Raw genomic sequence first — 17,993 nt, forward strand, 5'->3', positions numbered from 1 at the left:
AGCACGGCCAAGCCCGTCGACCGGCTGGGAGTCCCCACAGTCACACGATCAGGCGACACCGAACCGGACATCAGGTCACGTACCGCCCTCTGAGACGGTTGATGCCGCATTCGACCGCATGACGCTCACGGTAGTCAGCCTTGTCGAACTTCGGCGGTCGACCGCCACGGGAGTCGAGCTTCCGCCGGTTGCGCGCCTGGTCGGCCTTGTCGGGGATGGTGCAGCGGATCCCGCGGCGGCGAAGGTAGGCGCGGTTCTTGCGGGAGGCGTAGGCCCGGTCCGCCCGCACGCGATCGGGACGGACCCGCGGCCGCCCCGGTCCGACGCGGGGCACGCGGACCTTCTCCAGCACGGCTTCGAACTGCGGCGAGTCCCCACGCTGCCCAGCGGTCACCACGATCGACATGGGCTTCTGGCCCTGCTCCACTGCCAGGTGGAGCTTGGTGGTGAACCCGCCGCGCGACCTCCCCAGCCCATGGTCACCGGGCTCAGCGAAGATGCCGCCCGGCGGCTCCTTCTGCAACTCGCCGTGCTTGCGGGCTCCGGCTGCATGCTGATGCGCGCGGCAGACCGTGGAGTCGACGCTCAGGTCCCATGTGGTCGCCCCTCTCGCGTCGGCCAGGGACTGGAGCCGGGTGAGGATCCGCTGCCAGGTACCGTTCCGCTGCCATCGGCGGAACAGGTCGTACACCCGGCTCCACGGTCCGTACTCGACGGGGACGTCCCGCCACGGAACACCGGTCCGAACACGGAACCGTATGCCGTCGATCAACTGCCGCCGAGGCCAGAGGGGCGGTCGCCCCGCCCTGGCGCCCTTCGGCAACAACGGCTCCAGCACCGCCCACTGCTCGTCTGTGAGATCTCCCCGGCCCATGAACCGAGATCATCCACAGCCCAAGATCCACTTTCGATACACAGCCTAGGCCCGACACCACCCCTACATCAGGAGTCACCAGCATGTCCCGACGCCCCCGGTGCGCGACCGGGCCCGACGACCTGTCCGCCCTGTCCGACGGCGACCGGCAAGTCGTAGCCGCCTTCCAACGCCTTCTGCAGAGACGCCGAGCCCGCGCTCCGCACGCACACCTGGCCTTGACCACGCCGGCCGAGGTGATCGCGGCCGGCCCCGGACGGGCAACCGCGCACCTGCTGCTGCCGGCCTGGAGCAGCACCCGCAGCGTGCCCGTGCCCTACGACGACCTGCTGCTCGAACTCGGCACCCGCGAACTCGAGCCCGGCACGACGCTGCTCTGCCGGGCCTTCCTCGACGCGGCCGTCGCCCCGGCCGTGGATCCACACGGCTGGCGCCCGTGCCCCGAGCCGCCCACCGCCTGGACCCGCGCGGCCGTACGGGCTCCAACCGGCGCGCTGGTCATCGCCTGCACCGCAGCAACCGCCTACGTCGCCCTGGACGCCTGGTGCCCGGAAACGCGGACCATCCCAGTCGACGCCGCCGTGGTGCGGTCCGCGTCGGGCATCGATCCCCAGCCTGGCACCTGGTACACCGCCGAGGCCTCCTGCCACGCCGACACCGCCCCGGGCACGGCGCCCCACCGGCTGGCGGCACGCCTCCCGAACTCGACCACCTCACCCCGAGTCCTGGCGCCCCGGCGAGGCCCGGACCGGACGACCAGACCACCCACCACCTCGCATCGGAGGCACGATGACCACGCCCACCCACCCGCACGGCTTCCTCGACCCGCAGTCGGCCAGCTGGTTCTACAGCGACACGGAGTTCCTGCCCAGCGACCCCACCACCCGCGGACTGGCCGCGATCGCACTGGTCGACCGAGCCGGCCACAAGTACTACGCCGCGAACGCCGACCTCGACACCGCCGCCGTCTTCACCGACGAGCGCAACGCCTTCTTCCGCGACCACGTCTGGCCGCTGCTCCCGCTGGCCCACGACGGGCGCACCCTCGACCTCACCCACCCCGACGTGAAGTCGCCCGATCAGATCCGCATCGACGTCGCCGCGTTCGTCGCCGACGTCGCCGAGCGCGGCCGCCCACGCCTGGCCGCCTGGAAGGGCGCCCAGGACATCGGGCGAATCCACGAGCTCTGGGGCAACGCCTGGGACTCCTTCCCGCTCGGCCTCCCGGACACCTTCACGGACCTGGAGACCGAGACCCTCAAGGTCGGCCTGCACGACCACCTGCCGGCCCACCCCGGACGCCTCCACCACGCTCTCGACGACGCTCTGTGGGACATGGCCGTCCACGACATGCTCGCCGCCGTCAACCAGCCGGCCGCACCCCTGTGGGACCGGCCCGTCGGCGACGCCGAACTCCACAACCACCTCGCCCGGCTGCTCCAGGAGCTCACGCAGCTCAGCACCACGACCGCCGCCGGGCACGTCACGGCCGGAGTGCCGGCCGCCACCACGGCCCGTCTCCGGGCCCTCGCCGACGAGGTCCACGGCCTGGCCGTCCGGCTCGACGGCACCCTGCCGGTGCCCTACCTGCACCGCACCGAGCGCGCCGACCTCCCGCACGACCCGTACATGGAGCTCGTCGACAGCGCGCTCACCGACGTCGGCCTGCGACCCGCCCGCTGGTGGAGCCAGCCCTCCGGCGCCCGGCTCGACGGCGGCTTCTGGCTCGACACCGCGCACCTCGGCGACTGGCCCGGCCAGGTCCGCCTGTACTGGAACCAGGCCAGCGGCTGGACCATCACCTACGGCACCGGCTTGCGCACCACCGACCCGCTCGGCATCCACACCTACGCAGCCCCCCGGCACGTCGCCGTGACGACCCGAGCCCTGCTCGACCGCCAGCCACCGCCGGCCGGAGCCGAGCAGTGGCCCGTCGCCGCGGCCATCGCCGCCGCCGTCCAGGCCTGGCAGAAGAGCTGACCCACCCACACCCGCTGGCTGCCGGGCGCAGCTCGGCAGCCAGCGCACCCAGCCGTCCGGCACCCGGCCTTCGGGCAACACCAGCCCGGACCGGCGTGTCTCCTCACCACCATGATCGGCAGACTGCCATGACCGCGATCCTCACCCCGCCGGACCGCCAGCCCCCGGGCCTGGTCAAGGTCCAGTTCCACTCCGTCGGGACCCTGCACCCCGGAGCGATCACCGAGATCAACCCCGGCCTGTACTACGACCTGACCCGGGCCCTGTCGAACCCGTTCGACGACCCGCAGATGCGCCACCTCACCGGCCTCGAACCCGAGGTCCGCGACCATGTGTTCGCCACCCCCGGCGCCGACACCTGGGCCGAACACATCATCACCGAGACCCGATCACTGCTCGCCGTCGCGGACCCGGCCGGACGCCTGGTCCACGTCACGCTCGCGTGCCGTGGAGGCCGCCACCGATCCGTTGTCCTGTGCGAACGAGCCGCCCAGATGCTCCGGGACAACCACGAGACCGCCGTCGAGGTGATCCACCACCATGTCCTGCGGCCGGTCGTCCTGCCGCCGGAACGGATCCCGCACTACGACCTGCTGGAGATGACCGAAGAGGTGCTCCAGCTCGAAGGCGCTCGTCTGCGCGAGGCCGCCGACCATACGGCGGACGCGGAACTCCGCGAAGTCCTGTTAACCCAGCGCGCATACCTGTTCACCGGATGGGCCTACCACCACCGCCGCGCCCCGGGCACCGACGTCTGACCGAGGTACGCCCCCCGATCCGCGCACCCTGCGCTGCTGGCCCGTACCTCCGCTAACAGCGCAGCCGCGTTCACCCTCCCAAGCCGGCCCCCAGCGACTCGGCGGACAGGACGCCGGGAACGAGCCGCTGGGCCCGTTGCTTCAATGCCCGTTCTGTACGGCGCGCCCGCCCCAGCGCCACCTGGAGGTCGGTGGGCACGGGTGCCTCAGCGGTCCGCTCGGCCGCTGTCCGGCCGGGGTGGCGGACCGGACGCTCCGTTCGCGCTGGAGGAGGGGTGAGGTCGAGCTTGCGGCCCGAGCCGCCCTGCGGAGAAGTGCGCACGGCTCGTCAAGATACTCAACTCGGATCGCCCTGCGCTCGCGGTGGTTGGCCTGGCGAGCAACTCTCGCCAGCTGCCCCACCTGGCGCGGGCCGGCCTGCGGCATCAGCGGACGGGCTGTCGGCGAACCGGCCCGCCCATAGGCGACCGGGCTGCGGAAAAGCGCTGATCACCGTCGACTTGCGGCGCTACCATGCCCCGGAGGCCGGTCGAGGGCTGAGTAGCAGCCCTCGACCGGCCTCCGCATCCACGGGCACGGCGGCGGGCATGATGCGGCTACGTGGCCGCTGAGGCGAGAGGGACGACGATGGCCGATCTGAACAAGCACCAGTCCCCGGTGCCGGTCTTCGACCCCGCCCTGCCGACCGCGACCCAGGACACCGTCGCCAAACTGGCCGCCCACCACCCCGACCTACTCGCCCCCGACAGCGAGGCCAGCGGCCTCGTGATGTCCTACGGCAACGCCCAGATCCTGAAGCGGTCGGCGGCAGCAGCGGTCGGCGGGGGGACCGCCGCCCTGGCGGCCTTCCTCCTCGGGCAGCTGCCCGGCCAGCCCGCAGACGCACCCTCCCAGGCCGGGCACCTCGACGCACTCTTCCGCGACCTGCTCGGCCAGTTCGAGACCATCGGGCTGATCGTGCTCGCGGGCGGAGCACTCATGGCAGTCATAACGGCCCTGCTGACCTGGTCGGAGAACCACCACATGCACCGGGCTCTCGAGGACGCCCGCGGGCACTACGTCCACCCAAGCTGGCTCACCACCGACGCCCGCGCGATGCTCGCCCGGGCCCAGCAGGCGGCCGCGACGATCCTCGGCTCCCGACTGCACCAGGACGACCTCGGGGGCCTCGGCGCCGCCAACGCCATCCAGCTCCCAGAGCGGCTGTGGACGATCGCCGACTCGCTGCGCCGCTACAGCAAGACGGCCAAGGCCGGTGCCTCGGCCACCGCGGAGGACTCGGCCGTGGCCGACCTGCTAGCCGGCGAGCGCAAGGCGCTCGACCTGGTCGCCACCGGCATCGAGGCGCAGGTTGTCGCCCTTGAGGAGTACGCGCGCCAGGCGCAGGAGGTTGACCGGATCGCCGCCGACCTGGCGACGGCGGAGCGGGTCGAGGCGCGAAGCGGGGCGGTACGCGACCTGCTCGCGGAGACGGCGGCCGCACCGGCGGGCGTCGCCGAGATCGAGGCGCTGACCGCCTCCGCCGGCATCATGACCGAGGCCTACACGGAGGCCCTCAGCGCCGCGAAGGACGCCGCCGCCGCGGCCCTCCCCCCGGCAGACCGGCCGTCGACCATCTGACCTCAGCTGGAGAGCTCACGAACGTCCCTGTGGGGAGCGGGTGAATTGAAGCTCGGTGAGCAGGGCGACGGGTGTCGTCGTCAAGAGCGGGGTAGAGAGCGCCCCGGTGTTCCTCCGGGGCGCCCCCAGTCGAACAAGATGATCCCCGTCCCACCGGGCCAGGCAGGCCTTCCCACAGCCCCGAGGTGGGCTGTCAGCACCTGCTCCGGCACGCAGGGCTCGGGCCTTCAGGACGCTCGAGTCCGGTCCGATAGTCTGACCCACGGCGCCCGCCGGACCCGAGACGCACAATCCGGGCATCCCCGGCGGGCGCTTCGAAGGCCCGCTTCCGATGCCTGCACGGCGCGAGAAGGGGCGTCCGCGCTCGGGGGTTCACGGCCGCCCCAGTCCAGCATGAGGTCGGATTCAGCGGCTCACGCCTCTGGCTGCGCCACGTGGCGCAGCCAGAGGCGAGCAAGCTGGCCGCTACCCGGGACCGGAATACGCGGGGATGGCTGCCGAACCGTCACCTGCTCCAGCCGCCGCACTGCCGCCACCAGCCCGGAGTCCGAAGGCGCTCCCGACAGCCACGGCGTACCCGCGATACCGTCCCGGGATGAGCAGCACAGACCTTCCACTCCATGACCTTCTTGAGGGCACCATCGACGACGTGGTCGCCACCGCCAGTCCGGACGCGGGACGCTGGCTGGTCGCCGAGCTGGAGCGACGAGGTGCCGAGGCGATGTGGGAAGCCGCCCGCCAATTGCTCTCACCCCTGGCCGAGCGGCCGGCCTACGGCCTTCCCGAGCACGACGCAGCCGCGCGGCTGCGCCTCACCGCCAGGAGCGCCCAGCCCGACGTCGCGCTCGTGCTGGAGATGCGGCTCACTCACTGGGAACAGGGCGAGGAAGCGGTCGCCGCCCTGTGGCAGGAAGCCGCCCCCGAGCTTCGCCGGATCGCGATCATGCACCTACTCATCACGTACTGCATGGTTCACGGGTGCGGCGGGCGCCGACTCGACCCCAAGGAGGTCGTGTCTCTGATCCGCCAGACCATCCCGCCCTTCTCCTCTGCCGCCCGCTGAGGCGGATAGCGGTCCGACTCGACGGGTGAACGTCGAAGCGCCTACGGACCGGCGGGACGTCCACCGACAGCGCCGGCCGCGAAGCGCAGTGATGATGCCGAGTCGGCCGGGGCACGCACAACTGGGTGCCAGGGCTGGCGGCTACCGTGGCCGCATGACTCAACCCCTGGCAGCGGGAGCGGAGCCGGGCCGGACGGCGATGGCGGAGGCTGGGCTACGACCGAGTCCGCCCGGCCCACTGTCGCCGACGTCCTGGCCGCCGAGGCGTTCCTCAATGCCCGCACGCACCAACTGGCCTCCGCTCCGGGAACCGACTTCGATTCGGACGCCTACCGGGTTCCCACCGCGATGGAGTTCCTGGTCCAACGGCTCGTAGCCGACCTCCTGGCCGATCTTGAGAGGGCATCTGACGGGCCGCTGCCTGAGCACCTGGTGCTGCGCTGGAACCTTCTCACCGACGTCCTCGGACCCTGGGGGGACCAGCCGGGGTGGGACGGCGAGCGGTGGCGCCGGATTCCCGACGCCACGCCGTTTCGACCGGAGTAGAGCCTGCCGCGCGTCGTGCCGGAGCACCGATGCTCCGGCTGGAACGCAATCCCTCGGGCGGGTCGTCAGCGGTGCGACCAGTACGGGTCGTCGGCGGTCGGGGGCACCACGGTCAGCTGGTGCGAGTAGTCGTCCAACTGTTGGCCGGGCTGGGCCGGGTTCTGGCCGTACACCTCGGTGCCCGCGTAGTGGACTCCGTTCAGGGAGGCCCGGAGGCTCACGCCCGGGGTGTCCATCTCCAGGGTGACGAGAACACCGTCGGGCGAGGTGGCGGAGATCTGGCGCTCGTCGGTCGGGAAGGTATCGGTGTTGGCGCCGACGAAGTTCCGAAACTTGCCCACGGTGTAGCCGTGTGCCGTCCAGTACTGGGCGAGCTGGTCGGCGAGGGCCTTGTACTTCGACTGGTCGATCCGGGTCTGGAGCGACCACATGCGGTAGACGGTGGAGGTCTGCCTCGGCTGGCCGTCCACTTCGTCACGGACCACCCAGTACCAGCCGTCGGAGTGCGCGACCTGCGGGGTGATGGCCCCCACGGCGCCCTCGAGGGCGCTCTGGATGCTGTCCCGAGCCTTCCCGGCGTCCGTCCCGGGCTCGTCGTGCCTGGCGATCGGGCCATGGCTGTGGTCCCAGGCCCAATTCGCGGTCGCGACTGTGCCGATCAGGAGGAGGGGGAGCACCGTGCCGAGGACGACCGGCCACCTGCGGGTCGTGGTGCGGTCACTGGTCTGCATGTGTGTCGTCCCCCGTGTCGGCTGATCTGCTTGCGGTCTTGATCACGACGCTACTGGGGTGCAGTCCTGCGGACCTGAGCATGGGTACTCAGATTCGGGCTCAGGCCGTAGACGACAACGGCGGCCTTGTGCGGGGGCCGGCCGTGCTCGGGGTTCACGGCCGCCCCTGCTCAGCGTGGGCACGGATCCGACATCGCGCTCGGCGTGCTGCGCCTCGTGGAGCACCGGGTTACAGGGCCTCTGCGTCGGCACTCGGTCCACGGGTCTCGGCGGCCAGTCACGGCGAGGCGAGGAGCGAGGGGCCCTCGGCTGTAGCGCCGTCGCGCCGCACGGATTTCCCCCTCGGCGGCCGGACGACCGGCCCGCCAAGTGGCGGCTCATTCCCTCGCCTCCGGTCCCCGGACCCATCCCGGACCGGCCTTCGGCACGGAGACCCTCGTGACCCAGATCCTGCGCTGCCGTTGGTGCCGGCGCAATTTCACACGCCCCCAACGGCGGGGGCGCACCCCGTCCTACTGCCGCACGCGCTGCCAGCGGCAGGCGGAACGGCCGTCGCCGGTCGGGTCGTGGTGAGGAAGCAGGGGCAGCTTGCCGGTGACTGCCTCGGCACGACGATCCACCACATTGGCGACGGGCTCCGCCTGGGTGGGCGGCGCGCTCACCTGCGCCGATGATCGTTAGGGGCGAGTCGGGGGCCGAACCGGGGCGCACGGGCGCCAGCGAGGAAGGCGAGCATGCAGACGCGATGGCGCTGGCCGGCGTAGGGGGCGAGGAGTTCGAGCATCTGCTCGTCGGTACTGCGGGAACGCCCGGTGAAGAAGTGCCCAATGTGGTTGGCGAGGTGGAAGTCACCGACCGAGACGGCGTCCGGGTCGCCGTTGCTGCGCTGGAGGGTCTCGGCGGCGGTCCAGATGCCGATGCCGGGCACGGTCATCAGGCGGGCGTGGGCGTCGGTGCTGGCCATGACGGAGGCTTCTTCCAACCGTGGTGCGAGCCGCACGGCGCGCTGGACGGTGTCGGCGCGTTTGCTGTCGACGCCCGCCTGGTGCCACTCCCAGGACGGGATCAGGGCCCACTGCCGTGCGGACGGGGCGACACGGAGGTCCGGCCGGGGGCCGGGGGCGGGCTCGCCGTGGCGGCGCACCAGGAAGCGCCAGGCGCGCCTCGCCTCGGTGACGGTCACCTTCTGCTCCAGCACCGAGGCCACCAGCGAGTCCAGGACCAGTCCGGTCGCCGGAAGGCGCAGACCCGGGTTGCGCCGCTGGGCTTCGCGCAGCGGCCCGGGCGGGAGATGCAGCTGCTCCGGGGTGTCGTGGGCGCCCAGCAGGGCGGGGAGGCGGTCAAGAAGCCAGTCGGCTGCCTCGCCCCACGCGGCTGCGGCGACCTCCCCGGTGGCGGGGCAGGCGGTGATGCGCAGGGTGCCGGTGCCAGCCGGGGTGCGGAAAGCGCGCCACAGCTCGCCGGGCGACCAGCGGGAGACCGGGTCGCCGGCGCCGCGGTGGAGCGGCCCGAGGGTTTGGGCGACGTCGAGCGGGAAACCGGGCCGCCAGGTACGCCGGATGGGTTCCACGGTCGGCTCCTCTCGGGCCCGGCGGGCCCTGCCGCGGGTGCGGCGCGCCGAACACTACCGCACCACCGTACCGCCGTGACCTGCTGTAACAGGCCTCATTCGAACGAGTGAGCGATTAAATGGCAAACGCGATTCCGCTTGCTTGTATTAGCACGCATGTTCGATGCTGGGGGGTGTGGAGGCAATACTCGCTGCGCTGGCACCCCAGCTCCAGCTGTCCCGTCCCGGACCGCTGGTGCCGGTGCTGCCTGCCCTGCAGGACCTGCTCCCGGAACGAGGGCTGCGCCCCGGCGCCGTCGTGTCGGTGACCGGTGGCGGAACCGCACTGTTGCTCGCGCTCGCGGCTGCCGCCACGGCCTCCGGCACGTGGACCGCAGCGGTGGGCTTCGAGGGGCTCGGCGTGCTCGCCGCGGCCGAGCTCGGCGTCGACGTCTCCCGCCTGGTGGTGGTCGAGACACCGCGCGAACGGCTGGCGGACGTGGCCCTGGCACTGGCCGACGGGTTCGGGCTCCTGTTGCTGCGCTGCGCCCCGCCGCCGGGGCCGGTGGCCGAGCGTCTGGCCACGGTGGCGAGGCGCAGCGGGTGTGCGGTGGTGGTGGCGGGGCAGTGGCCGGGTGCCCGGGTGCGGTTGCGGGTGGCAGCGCGGCGCTGGGTCGGGGTGGGGCAGGGTCGTGGCCGGCTGCGGGCGCGGCAGCTGGTGGTGGTGGCCGGGGGGCGGGGTGCGGCGGCGCGTGAGCGGCAGGTCGGGTTGTGGCTGCCGGACGCTCAGGGAGCGGTCCGGGTGGCCGATCCGCAGGCGCCGGTTTCCGGCGAGGTCGGGCGGGTGTCGGCAGCGGCGGTGCGCGGGCCGTTGGTGGTGGTCTGAGGTGCCGGAGCGGAAGTGTGCGCCGAGGGTGCTGGTGGCGTGGGTGCCGGACTGGCCTGTCGTCGCCGTGCTGGGGGCTGAGCCCGATCCGGGGCGGGTGGCGGCGGTGGTCGAGCGTGGCCGGATCCTCGCGGCGACGGATGCCGCGCGGGCGGCCGGGGTGCGGCGCGGGCAGAAGCTGCGTTCGGCCCAGGCCGCGGTGGCCGGGCTGGAGGTGTACGACCGCAGCGTCGACGACGAGGCGAAGATGTTCGAGGCGGTGGCGGACGCGGTCGGCGCGCTCGCCGCGCACCTGGAGGTCGTGCGGCCTGGTCTGCTGGCGGTCGCGGCCGTCGGCGCGGCGCGCTTCCACGGCGGGGAGGAACCGCTGGCCGAGAAGGTGGTCGACGCGGTGGAGGCGACCGGGCACGTGTGCCGGGTCGGGATCGCGGACGGCCTGGTCGCGGCGCAGCTGGCCGCCCGCGCGCAGCGGGTGGTGCCGGCGGGGGAGAGCGCCCGGTTCCTGGCGCCGTTCCCGGTGGCCGAGCTGGGGGACGGGCGGCTGACCGACCTGCTGGGGCGCCTCGGGGTGGTGACGGTGGGGCAGTTCGCGGCGCTGCCGGCCGCCAGTGTCGCGGACCGTTTCGGCGCGGCCGGGGCGGCTGTGCATCGCCTTGCCCGGGGGCTGCAGGCGCGGCCCGTCGTCGCCCGCCCGCCCGGCGGCGATCTGGCCGTGGAGGAGCGTTTCGAGGAGCCCTATCTGCTGGCGGAGCCGCTGGTGTTCGCGGCGCGCGGCCTGGCCGAGAGGCTGCATGCGGGTCTGGCGGGGGCGGGGCTGGCGTGCGAGCGGGTGGAGATCGAGGTGGAGTGCGCGGACGGCACGTCTGCCTCGCGGGCGTGGCGTCACGAGGGTCTGCTGTCGACGTCGGCGGTGGCCGAGCGGGTGCGCTGGCAGCTGCAGGCCTGGCAGCACCGCCAGGTATTCGCCGAGTCGGCGGGCGGGGTGACGGTGCTGCGCCTGGTGCCGGACGGCCTGGTCCGCGATCCGGGCCGCCAGCTGTCGTTGGCCGACGGCGACCGGGAGGCCACCGCGCGGGCGGAGCGTGCGGTGGCACGGGTGCAGGCGATCCTCGGCCACAGCGCGCCGGTGACGGTCGATCTGGCCGGCGGGCGGGCGCCGGACGACCGGGTGGTGCGCACGCCGTGGGGCGACGCCCACCAGGAGCGCCGTGCGGACGGGCCCTGGCCGGGGCGGCTGCCCGCGCCGTCGCCGACCCACGTGCCGGCGGTGCCGGTCGCGGTGCGGCTGCTGGACGCGAACGGGCACGACATCGAGGTGACCGCGCGGGCCGAGGTGCGTTCCGCCCCGGCGCGCCTGGTGCTGCCCGGCGGCGCCGTCCGGGTGGCGGGGTGGGCCGGTCCGTGGCCGGAGCAGGAGCGCTGGTGGGACCCGGCGGAGGCCAGGCGCACCGCGCGGATGCAGGTTGTCGCCGACGACGGGCGAGCTTTACTGCTGGCTGTCACGGGTGGGCACTGGTCGGTCGAGGGCGACTACGACACCTAACCAACTCAACCGACCGGCGGCCCCGGCCGGTCCTTCCGAACCACCGAGCACCACCTGGGACGAGCGCGATGGATTTCACCAGCCACCCCCACACCCCCTGGCGTGAGCTGCACCGCCGCCTGGCCGGAGCCCCGCCCGCAGGCGGCGACCGCACGGTCGTCCCCTTCCCCAACCCGGGCCCGGCCTCGTACACCGAGACCGCCCTGCCCGCCTCCGCAGCTCCGTCGTCCGAACCAGGCTGGGCGGAACTCCACGTCCACTCCACCTACTCCTTCCTCGACGGCGCCAGCGACCCGGCCGCCCTGGTCGACGAGGCCGCACGCCTCGGGATCGAGACGCTCGCCGTCACCGACCACGACGGCCTCTACGCCGCCCCCGTGCTCGCCGCCGAGGCCCGCCGCACCGGCATCAACACCGCGTTCGGCGCCGAGCTGACCCTGGACGCAGGCCTCGCGCCAACCGGCGTCGCCGACCAGGACGGCGAGCACCTGCTCGTCCTCGCCCGCGGCGCCGAGGGCTACCGCCGCCTCGCCAAGGTCATCGGCGACGCCCACCTCGCCGGCGGCGGCAAACGCCGCCCCCGCTACGACCGCGACCGCCTCGCCGACGCCCACGACGGCCACTGGGCCATCCTCACCGGCTGCCGCAAAGGCGCCGTGCGCCGCGCCCTGGAGAGCGAAGGCGAAGCCGGGGCGGAGCGCGAACTGCATGCCCTCGCCGACCGGTACGGCCGCGACAACCTCTACGTCGAGCTCACCGACCACAAGATGCCCGAGGACGACGACCGCAACGACGCCCTCGCGGACCTCGCCACCCGTCTCGGACTCACCCTCGTCGCCACCACCGCCGCCCACCACGCCTCACCCGCTCAACTGCGCCTCGCCCAGACCCTCGCCGCGCTGCGCCAGGGCCGATCCCTCGCCGAGGCCGAGGCGTACCTGGCGGCAGCCGGCACCGCGCACCTGCGCTCCCCATCCGAGATGACCACCCGCCTCGCGCCCTGGCCCGGCGTCCAGCAGAACACCGTCGACCTCGGCCGCGCCTGCGCCTTCGACTTCCGCGACATCTCCCCGCGCCTGCCCGGCTTCCCCGTCCCGGACGGCCACACCGAGGCCACCTACCTACGCGAACTCACCCACCGCGCGGCCGCCACTCGCTTCGACCCCGCCAACCGGCGCGCCGCCGACCAGATCGCCTACGAGCTCGACGTCATCGAACAGCTCGACATGGCCGGCTACTTCCTCATCGTCCACGACATCGTCGACTTCGCCCGGCGCTCCGACATCTGGTGCCAGGGCCGCGGCTCGGCCGCCAACTCCGCCGTCTGCTACGCCCTCGGGATCACGAGCGTCGACCCGATCCACTACGGCCTGCTGTTCGAACGCTTCCTCAGCCCCGAGCGTGACGGGCCGCCGGACATCGACCTCGACATCGAGCACCGGCGCCGCGAGGAGGTCATCCAGTACGTCTACGACACCTACGGCCGCGACCACGCCGCCCAGGTCGCCAACGTCATCACCTACCAGACCCGGCTGGCCATCCGCGACGCCGCCCGCGCCCTCGGCTACGCCCCGGGTGATCTCGACCGCTTCAGCCGGGAGACGGGCTGGCACGAGGTGCCGCAGCCCGAGGCCCCGGTGCCCGAGGATGTGCGCGAGCTCGCCGGCCAGCTGCGCGGACTGCCCCGGCACCTCGGCATCCATTCGGGCGGCATGGTTCTCACCCGGGAGCCGATCGCCGAGACCTGCCCGACCGAATGGGCCACCATGCCCGGGCGCAGTGTGCTGCAGTGGGACAAGGAGGGAATCGCAGAGGTGGGCGGCCTTGTCAAGATCGATCTCCTCGGTCTCGGCATGCTCTCCGCCCTGCACGACGCCTGCGATCTGATCGAACGCCACCACGGCATCCGCTACGACCTCGCCACTATCCCCCCGGACGACCGGGCCGTCTACGACATGCTGTGCCGGGCCGACACCGTCGGCGTGTTCCAGGTCGAGTCACGCGCGCAGGCCTCTGCCCTGCCCAGGATGAGGCCGAGGCGCTTCTACGACCTGGTGGTCCAGGTGGCCCTCATCCGCCCCGGCCCCATCCAGGGCGGCAGCGTCCACCCCTACATCCGCCGCCGCAACGGCCGCGAGCCCGCGACCATCCCGCACCCCCTCATGGAGCGCGCCCTCGCCAAGACGCTCGGCGTCCCGTTGTTCCAGGAGCAGATGATGCAACTGGCCATCGACTGCGCCGGGTTCACCCCCACCGAGGCCGACAAGCTGCGCCAGGCGATGGGCGCCAAGCACTCGCACGAGCGGGTCGCCGAGCTGCGCGAGCGCCTCCTCGCAGGGATGGCCGAGCGCGGGATACCGCCCGAGGTTGCCGAAGACGTCTACGGCAAGATCGACGCCTTCTCCAGCTACGGCTTCCCGGAGAGCCACGCCGCGTCGTTCGCTCTGCTGGTGTACGCGAGCGCCTGGCTCAAGTACCACTTCCCGGCGGCCTTCACCTGCGCACTGCTGGCCAACCAGCCAATGGGCTTCTACTCGCCCCTCACCCTGGTCGCCGACGCCAAGCGCCACGGTGTCAAGGTCCTGCCCGTCGACGTCAACGCGAGCGGCGCCCGGCCCACCCTCGAACCCGCGCCCGTCGGCACCGGCGATCCGGAGGGCGGGCCGGCGATCCGCCTCGGCCTCGAGACAGTCCGCGGCCTCGGCACCAAACAGGCCGACGCGATCGCCGCCGCCCGCCCCTACCGCGACCTGGAGGACTTCGCGCGGCGCACAGACCTGCCCGCGCCCGCCCTGGAAGCGCTCGCCACCGCGGGGGCCTTCGACAGCCTCGGCGTGACCCGCCGCCAGGCCCTGTGGTCGGCGGGCCTGCTCGCCCGGACCCGCCCGGACATGCTCCCCGGCACCGCGCCCGCGCTCAGCGCCCCGCCGCTGGAGCCGATGACGGCCATCGAGGAGACCATCGCCGACCTGTGGGCCACCGGCACCTCCGCTACCGGCCACCCCGTCCAGCACGCCCGCCCCCACCTGGAACGGTGCGGCGCGATGACCGCCGCCAACTTCAAGGCCACCGCGGCCCCCGGTTCGCTCGTCGCCGTCGGCGGACTCGTCACCCACCGCCAACGCCCACCCACCGCCGGCGGCGTCCTGTTCATCTCCCTGGAGGACGAGACCGGCCTGGTCAACGTCATCTGCCAGCCGCACGTGTGGGAGCGCCACCGGCGAACCGCCACACAGGCCGCGGGCCTGCTCGTCCACGGCACGGCGGAGCGCCGCGACGGCGCCGTCAACCTGGTCGCGACCCGACTCACCCCGCTCACCCTCGCCCCCGGCGCCCGGAGCAGGGACTTCCGATGACCCCCGAACCCACTCCGCACCTACGTCTGTGCAGGTCAGCGCCACAAACCCGATGACCAACCCGCCGCACGCGGGATACAGTCACCACCCCAACCACCGGAAGGGCACCATGGCCGAGACCACCGCACCCCGCGCCACCGCCGGCCGGCCTCCAGGCGTCCACGTCGACGCCGAAGGCCTCACCGAGCGCCAGCGCCGCGTTATCGACGTCATCCGGGATTCCGTTCGGCACCGCGGCTACCCGCCGTCCATGCGCGAGATCGGCGAGGCCGTCGGCCTCTCCAGCACCTCCTCGGTCGCCCACCAGGTAAGGGCACTCTCCCGGAAGGGCTTCCTCTACCAGGACCCCCACCGCCCCCGCGCCTACCGCGTCTCCGCCGACCGCGCCGAAACACCCACCGCTCCCACCCGCGACACCACGGCCAGCGGCATCGCGGTGCCTGTGGTGGGTAGGATCGCCGCCGGCGGTCCGATCCTGGCCGAGCAGACGGTCGAGGACGTCTTCCCGCTGCCCCGCCAGCTGGTCGGCGAGGGCGAGCTGTTCGCCCTCACCGTGCGCGGCGACTCGATGATCGAGGCGGCCATCTGCGACGGCGACTGGGTCACCGTGCGCCGCCAGCCGGTCGCCGAGAACGGCGACATCGTGGCCGCCATGATCGACGGCGAGGCCACCGTCAAGCGCTTCAAGCGCGAGGACGGCCGGATCTGGCTGATGCCGCACAACCCCGCCTACGAACCGATCAACGGCGACAACGCCACCATCCTGGGCAAGGTCGTCGCGGTCCTGCGCCGCCTCTGACACGCCGGGCCACGTCCTCCACATGCCATGTTCGCGGCCAAACTCCCAGGTCGCAGCCCCACCCGCCGCCACACCCAGGGCCCTCCCGATACCGCGACCCCACCGCAGTCAGGCCCACCAAACAGAGCCGCCCAACCTCCCCCATACCGCGGCTGGCCTCCCGCACGGCCCGCGCCCCGCGGACCACCCTGCTCCTTGCCTCGGTCCCGGCCTGCCTCTCCGACGATCCCGAGCCCCTCCACAGGCAGTCGTCCGGCACTTCGCGGGGCCGTCCACCGCGCGATGTGACCCACCTTCACCTCAGGACGCCGGTGCGGTCACGGGCTACCCAGTCGGGTTCGGACCTGCGCTTGAGTACGCGTACTCAAGCCCCGGTCCGAGCCACACGCCTACGGTGAGGGGACGGAGTAGAACAGAGGGGGCGAAGTGTTCGACAAGGGGTTGGCGAAGGGCTGCCTGGGAGCCGTGGTGGGCCTCGTCGGCCTGGTCGGGGCCTTTCTCATGTTCAACATCGGCGTGTGGTGGTGGATCGCCTACGACGAAGCCCACCCGTCCGCTCCTCGGCCCGAACACGTTCGCTTCACCGCGGACGAGTTCCGTCAACACAGCGATCAAGCCGTCCAGGACACGGTCGGCGGCCTGACTCCCGGCCTGGTACTGAGTGACGCGGGCTACACCGTCCAGCAGCACCAACAGCGTCCGAACGGCGAGCTGAGCAGGCTGTCTTTCGTCGACCGCCAGCTCACCGCCCGAACCAAGATCAGCGCGTCCCACCGCTTGGAACTGAAGAACGGCATCGAGAACCAATGGCGGCTGCACGGCTACAAGCAGGTCAAGCCGATCTGGACCCCCAGCGAGCCGGAGAAGGGCACTGACTACAACTTCAGCGCCGAAGCCTCCGGGGGAGTCAGCGTCTACGTCAGCCTCGTGCCGGGACCCGACCAGATGCTCACCTTCACCCTCTCCATCCGCAGCGACGGCGTCGAGTACGCCCCGGACTCCGCCAGGCCCACCGAGACCCTTCGACCGGACACCGACGACGCCCACTGGTCGACGTGAACTCCCAGGAGCCCCCGACAGCAGCCAAGTCAGCGTTGGCACCGCCCACGCTTACGTCCACCAGGTCACCGACCTGCTCCCCCGAATGACACCAGGTCTGACCCAGGCTCTGCGTGAGACCGACCTGGAGTTCATCCTGGTCGACGGTACCCTCGCCGAATGCGACCCGGTCGGTGACGGCCGCGCAGCCTACTCCGGCAAACACCGCCGCCACGGCGTGAACCACCAGGTCATCACCGGCCCGACAGGCAAGCTCGTGTGGATCTCCCGCGCTCCGTCTGGCCGCACCCACGACCTGACCGCCGCCCGCACCCACCGCATGGTGAAGACCTGCATCCGGCTCCGCCATCCCGGCCCTGGCCGACATGACGCACACCGGCGCCGGTAGCACGGCGCCGTCCCCGCCAGGCGTCCGCCCCGCAAGGAACTCAGCATCGGCCAGAGATCGCTGAACCGAGCCCACGCGCGACTCCGCTACCCCGTCGAACGCGGCATCGCCAGACTCAGACGCTGGCGAATCGTCCGCCACGCACGATTCAGCCCGAACTGGCTGACGTCAGCAGCCAAAGCAGTCCTCACCCTGGAGCTGCAACACTGAAAGGCTCACTGGCTGCGCGCAGCGGGCATGTGGACGGTCTGGGCCAGCCGGCCAGCCATTGCTACGGCTGGGGAGTAGCGCGCCGTTTGACCACGCGGGGCCCGGCCAGCGGGCCGGGCCAGACTTGCAGCCGAACGAGCTCGGTGGCGTCCGCGCCGTCGGTGCAGTCGGGCGTGTCCAGGTACGAGCGGGATGCCCTGACGCGGATCGGCCCAGCAGGGACTTCGAATCGCGCGGCATCGGGGAGGTAGTCGGTACACCCCATCACGACGACGCGCCCGGACGATATCGACAGGCCCGCCTCCACAACGTGGTCGAAGGCGAGGCCGTCATCGGTCGGCTCGGCGTCGAGGATCTCCACATCGACGCAAACGTCGAGGTTGTCCTCAGTACCGATCGCCAGAGCGTCACCAGCGACGGCGATCCCGTCGACCCAGGCCTCATGAGTCCACGCCGCGCCCAGATCTCCGTCGAATGCCTCATCCTTGACGTGGATCTGGTGGTAGTCCGCGAACAGCGTCAGATGCGTCGTCACGCGATCATCATCGCTACCAAACCCCGCTACCTCCAAGAGCGGCAGCCCGACCCTTGACCTGGCGGCCAACTCGGCCAGGGTGAGCCCGGCCTGCTG

13 protein-coding genes and 1 pseudogene are annotated in these 17,993 nt (G+C 72.3%); 10 read left to right on the plus strand and 4 right to left on the minus strand.

The features are described from left to right. Positions 1-70 precede the first annotated feature (70 nt). Positions 71-874 (minus strand): IS5 family transposase, encoded by an 804-nt coding sequence (locus ACH4E7_RS40650; RefSeq protein ID WP_396254246.1) that lies wholly within the window; start codon positions 872-874, stop codon positions 71-73. A 789-nt stretch (positions 875-1,663) separates the two neighbouring features. Between ACH4E7_RS40650 and ACH4E7_RS40655 the strand changes: the two genes are divergently transcribed. The 4 genes from ACH4E7_RS40655 (at position 1,664) to ACH4E7_RS40670 (ending at position 6,295) form a co-directional block, all read left to right on the plus strand. Continuing rightward, positions 1,664-2,854, plus strand: coding sequence for a hypothetical protein (locus ACH4E7_RS40655; RefSeq protein WP_396254247.1), 1,191 nt, complete (start codon positions 1,664-1,666; stop codon positions 2,852-2,854). Between the two features lie 128 nt (positions 2,855-2,982). Then, a complete protein-coding gene (locus ACH4E7_RS40660) occupies positions 2,983-3,612 on the plus strand; it encodes a hypothetical protein (protein WP_396254248.1) in 630 nt (209 codons plus the stop codon). Positions 3,613-4,239: 627 nt separating this feature from the next. After that, positions 4,240-5,232 (plus strand): hypothetical protein, encoded by a 993-nt coding sequence (locus ACH4E7_RS40665; RefSeq protein WP_396254249.1) that lies wholly within the window; start codon positions 4,240-4,242, stop codon positions 5,230-5,232. A 595-nt stretch (positions 5,233-5,827) separates the two neighbouring features. After that, the gene (locus tag ACH4E7_RS40670) at positions 5,828-6,295 is read left to right on the plus strand and encodes a hypothetical protein (protein WP_396254250.1); all 468 of its coding nucleotides are present in this window, start codon (positions 5,828-5,830) and stop codon (positions 6,293-6,295) included. 611 nt (positions 6,296-6,906) lie between these two features. Here ACH4E7_RS40670 and ACH4E7_RS40675 read toward each other — a convergent pair. Continuing rightward, positions 6,907-7,572, minus strand: a complete 666-nt coding sequence (locus ACH4E7_RS40675; RefSeq protein ID WP_396254251.1) for a hypothetical protein — start codon at positions 7,570-7,572, stop codon at positions 6,907-6,909. Between the two features lie 658 nt (positions 7,573-8,230). Beyond that, positions 8,231-9,142, minus strand: a complete 912-nt coding sequence (locus ACH4E7_RS40680; RefSeq protein WP_396254252.1) for a DNA-3-methyladenine glycosylase family protein — start codon at positions 9,140-9,142, stop codon at positions 8,231-8,233. Between the two features lie 175 nt (positions 9,143-9,317). On the opposite strand from ACH4E7_RS40680, the gene ACH4E7_RS40685 reads away from it, so the two are divergent. The 6 genes and pseudogenes from ACH4E7_RS40685 (at position 9,318) to ACH4E7_RS40710 (ending at position 17,362) form a co-directional block, all read left to right on the plus strand. Then, the gene (locus ACH4E7_RS40685; RefSeq protein ID WP_396254253.1) at positions 9,318-10,007 is read left to right on the plus strand and encodes a hypothetical protein; all 690 of its coding nucleotides are present in this window, start codon (positions 9,318-9,320) and stop codon (positions 10,005-10,007) included. A 43-nt stretch (positions 10,008-10,050) separates the two neighbouring features. Further along, a complete protein-coding gene (locus ACH4E7_RS40690) occupies positions 10,051-11,550 on the plus strand; it encodes a DNA polymerase Y family protein (RefSeq protein WP_396254254.1) in 1,500 nt (499 codons plus the stop codon). Between the two features lie 68 nt (positions 11,551-11,618). Further along, entirely contained in the window at positions 11,619-14,906 is a 3,288-nt protein-coding gene (locus tag ACH4E7_RS40695; RefSeq protein ID WP_396254255.1) for an error-prone DNA polymerase, read from the plus strand. Positions 14,907-15,015: 109 nt separating this feature from the next. Further along, on the plus strand, positions 15,016-15,705 hold the full coding sequence (lexA, locus tag ACH4E7_RS40700) for a transcriptional repressor LexA (RefSeq protein ID WP_396254256.1): 690 nt from the start codon (positions 15,016-15,018) through the stop codon (positions 15,703-15,705). Between the two features lie 426 nt (positions 15,706-16,131). Continuing rightward, complete coding sequence (locus tag ACH4E7_RS40705) at positions 16,132-16,764, plus strand: hypothetical protein (protein WP_396254257.1); 633 nt, start codon at positions 16,132-16,134, stop codon at positions 16,762-16,764. A gap of 85 nt (positions 16,765-16,849) precedes the next feature. After that, a pseudogene (locus ACH4E7_RS40710) lies at positions 16,850-17,362 on the plus strand (transposase family protein). A gap of 61 nt (positions 17,363-17,423) precedes the next feature. On the opposite strand, the gene ACH4E7_RS40715 reads toward ACH4E7_RS40710, so the two are convergent. Then, complete coding sequence (locus tag ACH4E7_RS40715) at positions 17,424-17,897, minus strand: hypothetical protein (protein ID WP_396254258.1); 474 nt, start codon at positions 17,895-17,897, stop codon at positions 17,424-17,426. Between the last annotated feature and the right edge of the window lie 96 nt (positions 17,898-17,993).

This window comes from Kitasatospora sp. NPDC018058 (assembly GCF_044327205.1).
In the GTDB taxonomy this organism is placed as follows: domain Bacteria; phylum Actinomycetota; class Actinomycetes; order Streptomycetales; family Streptomycetaceae; genus Kitasatospora.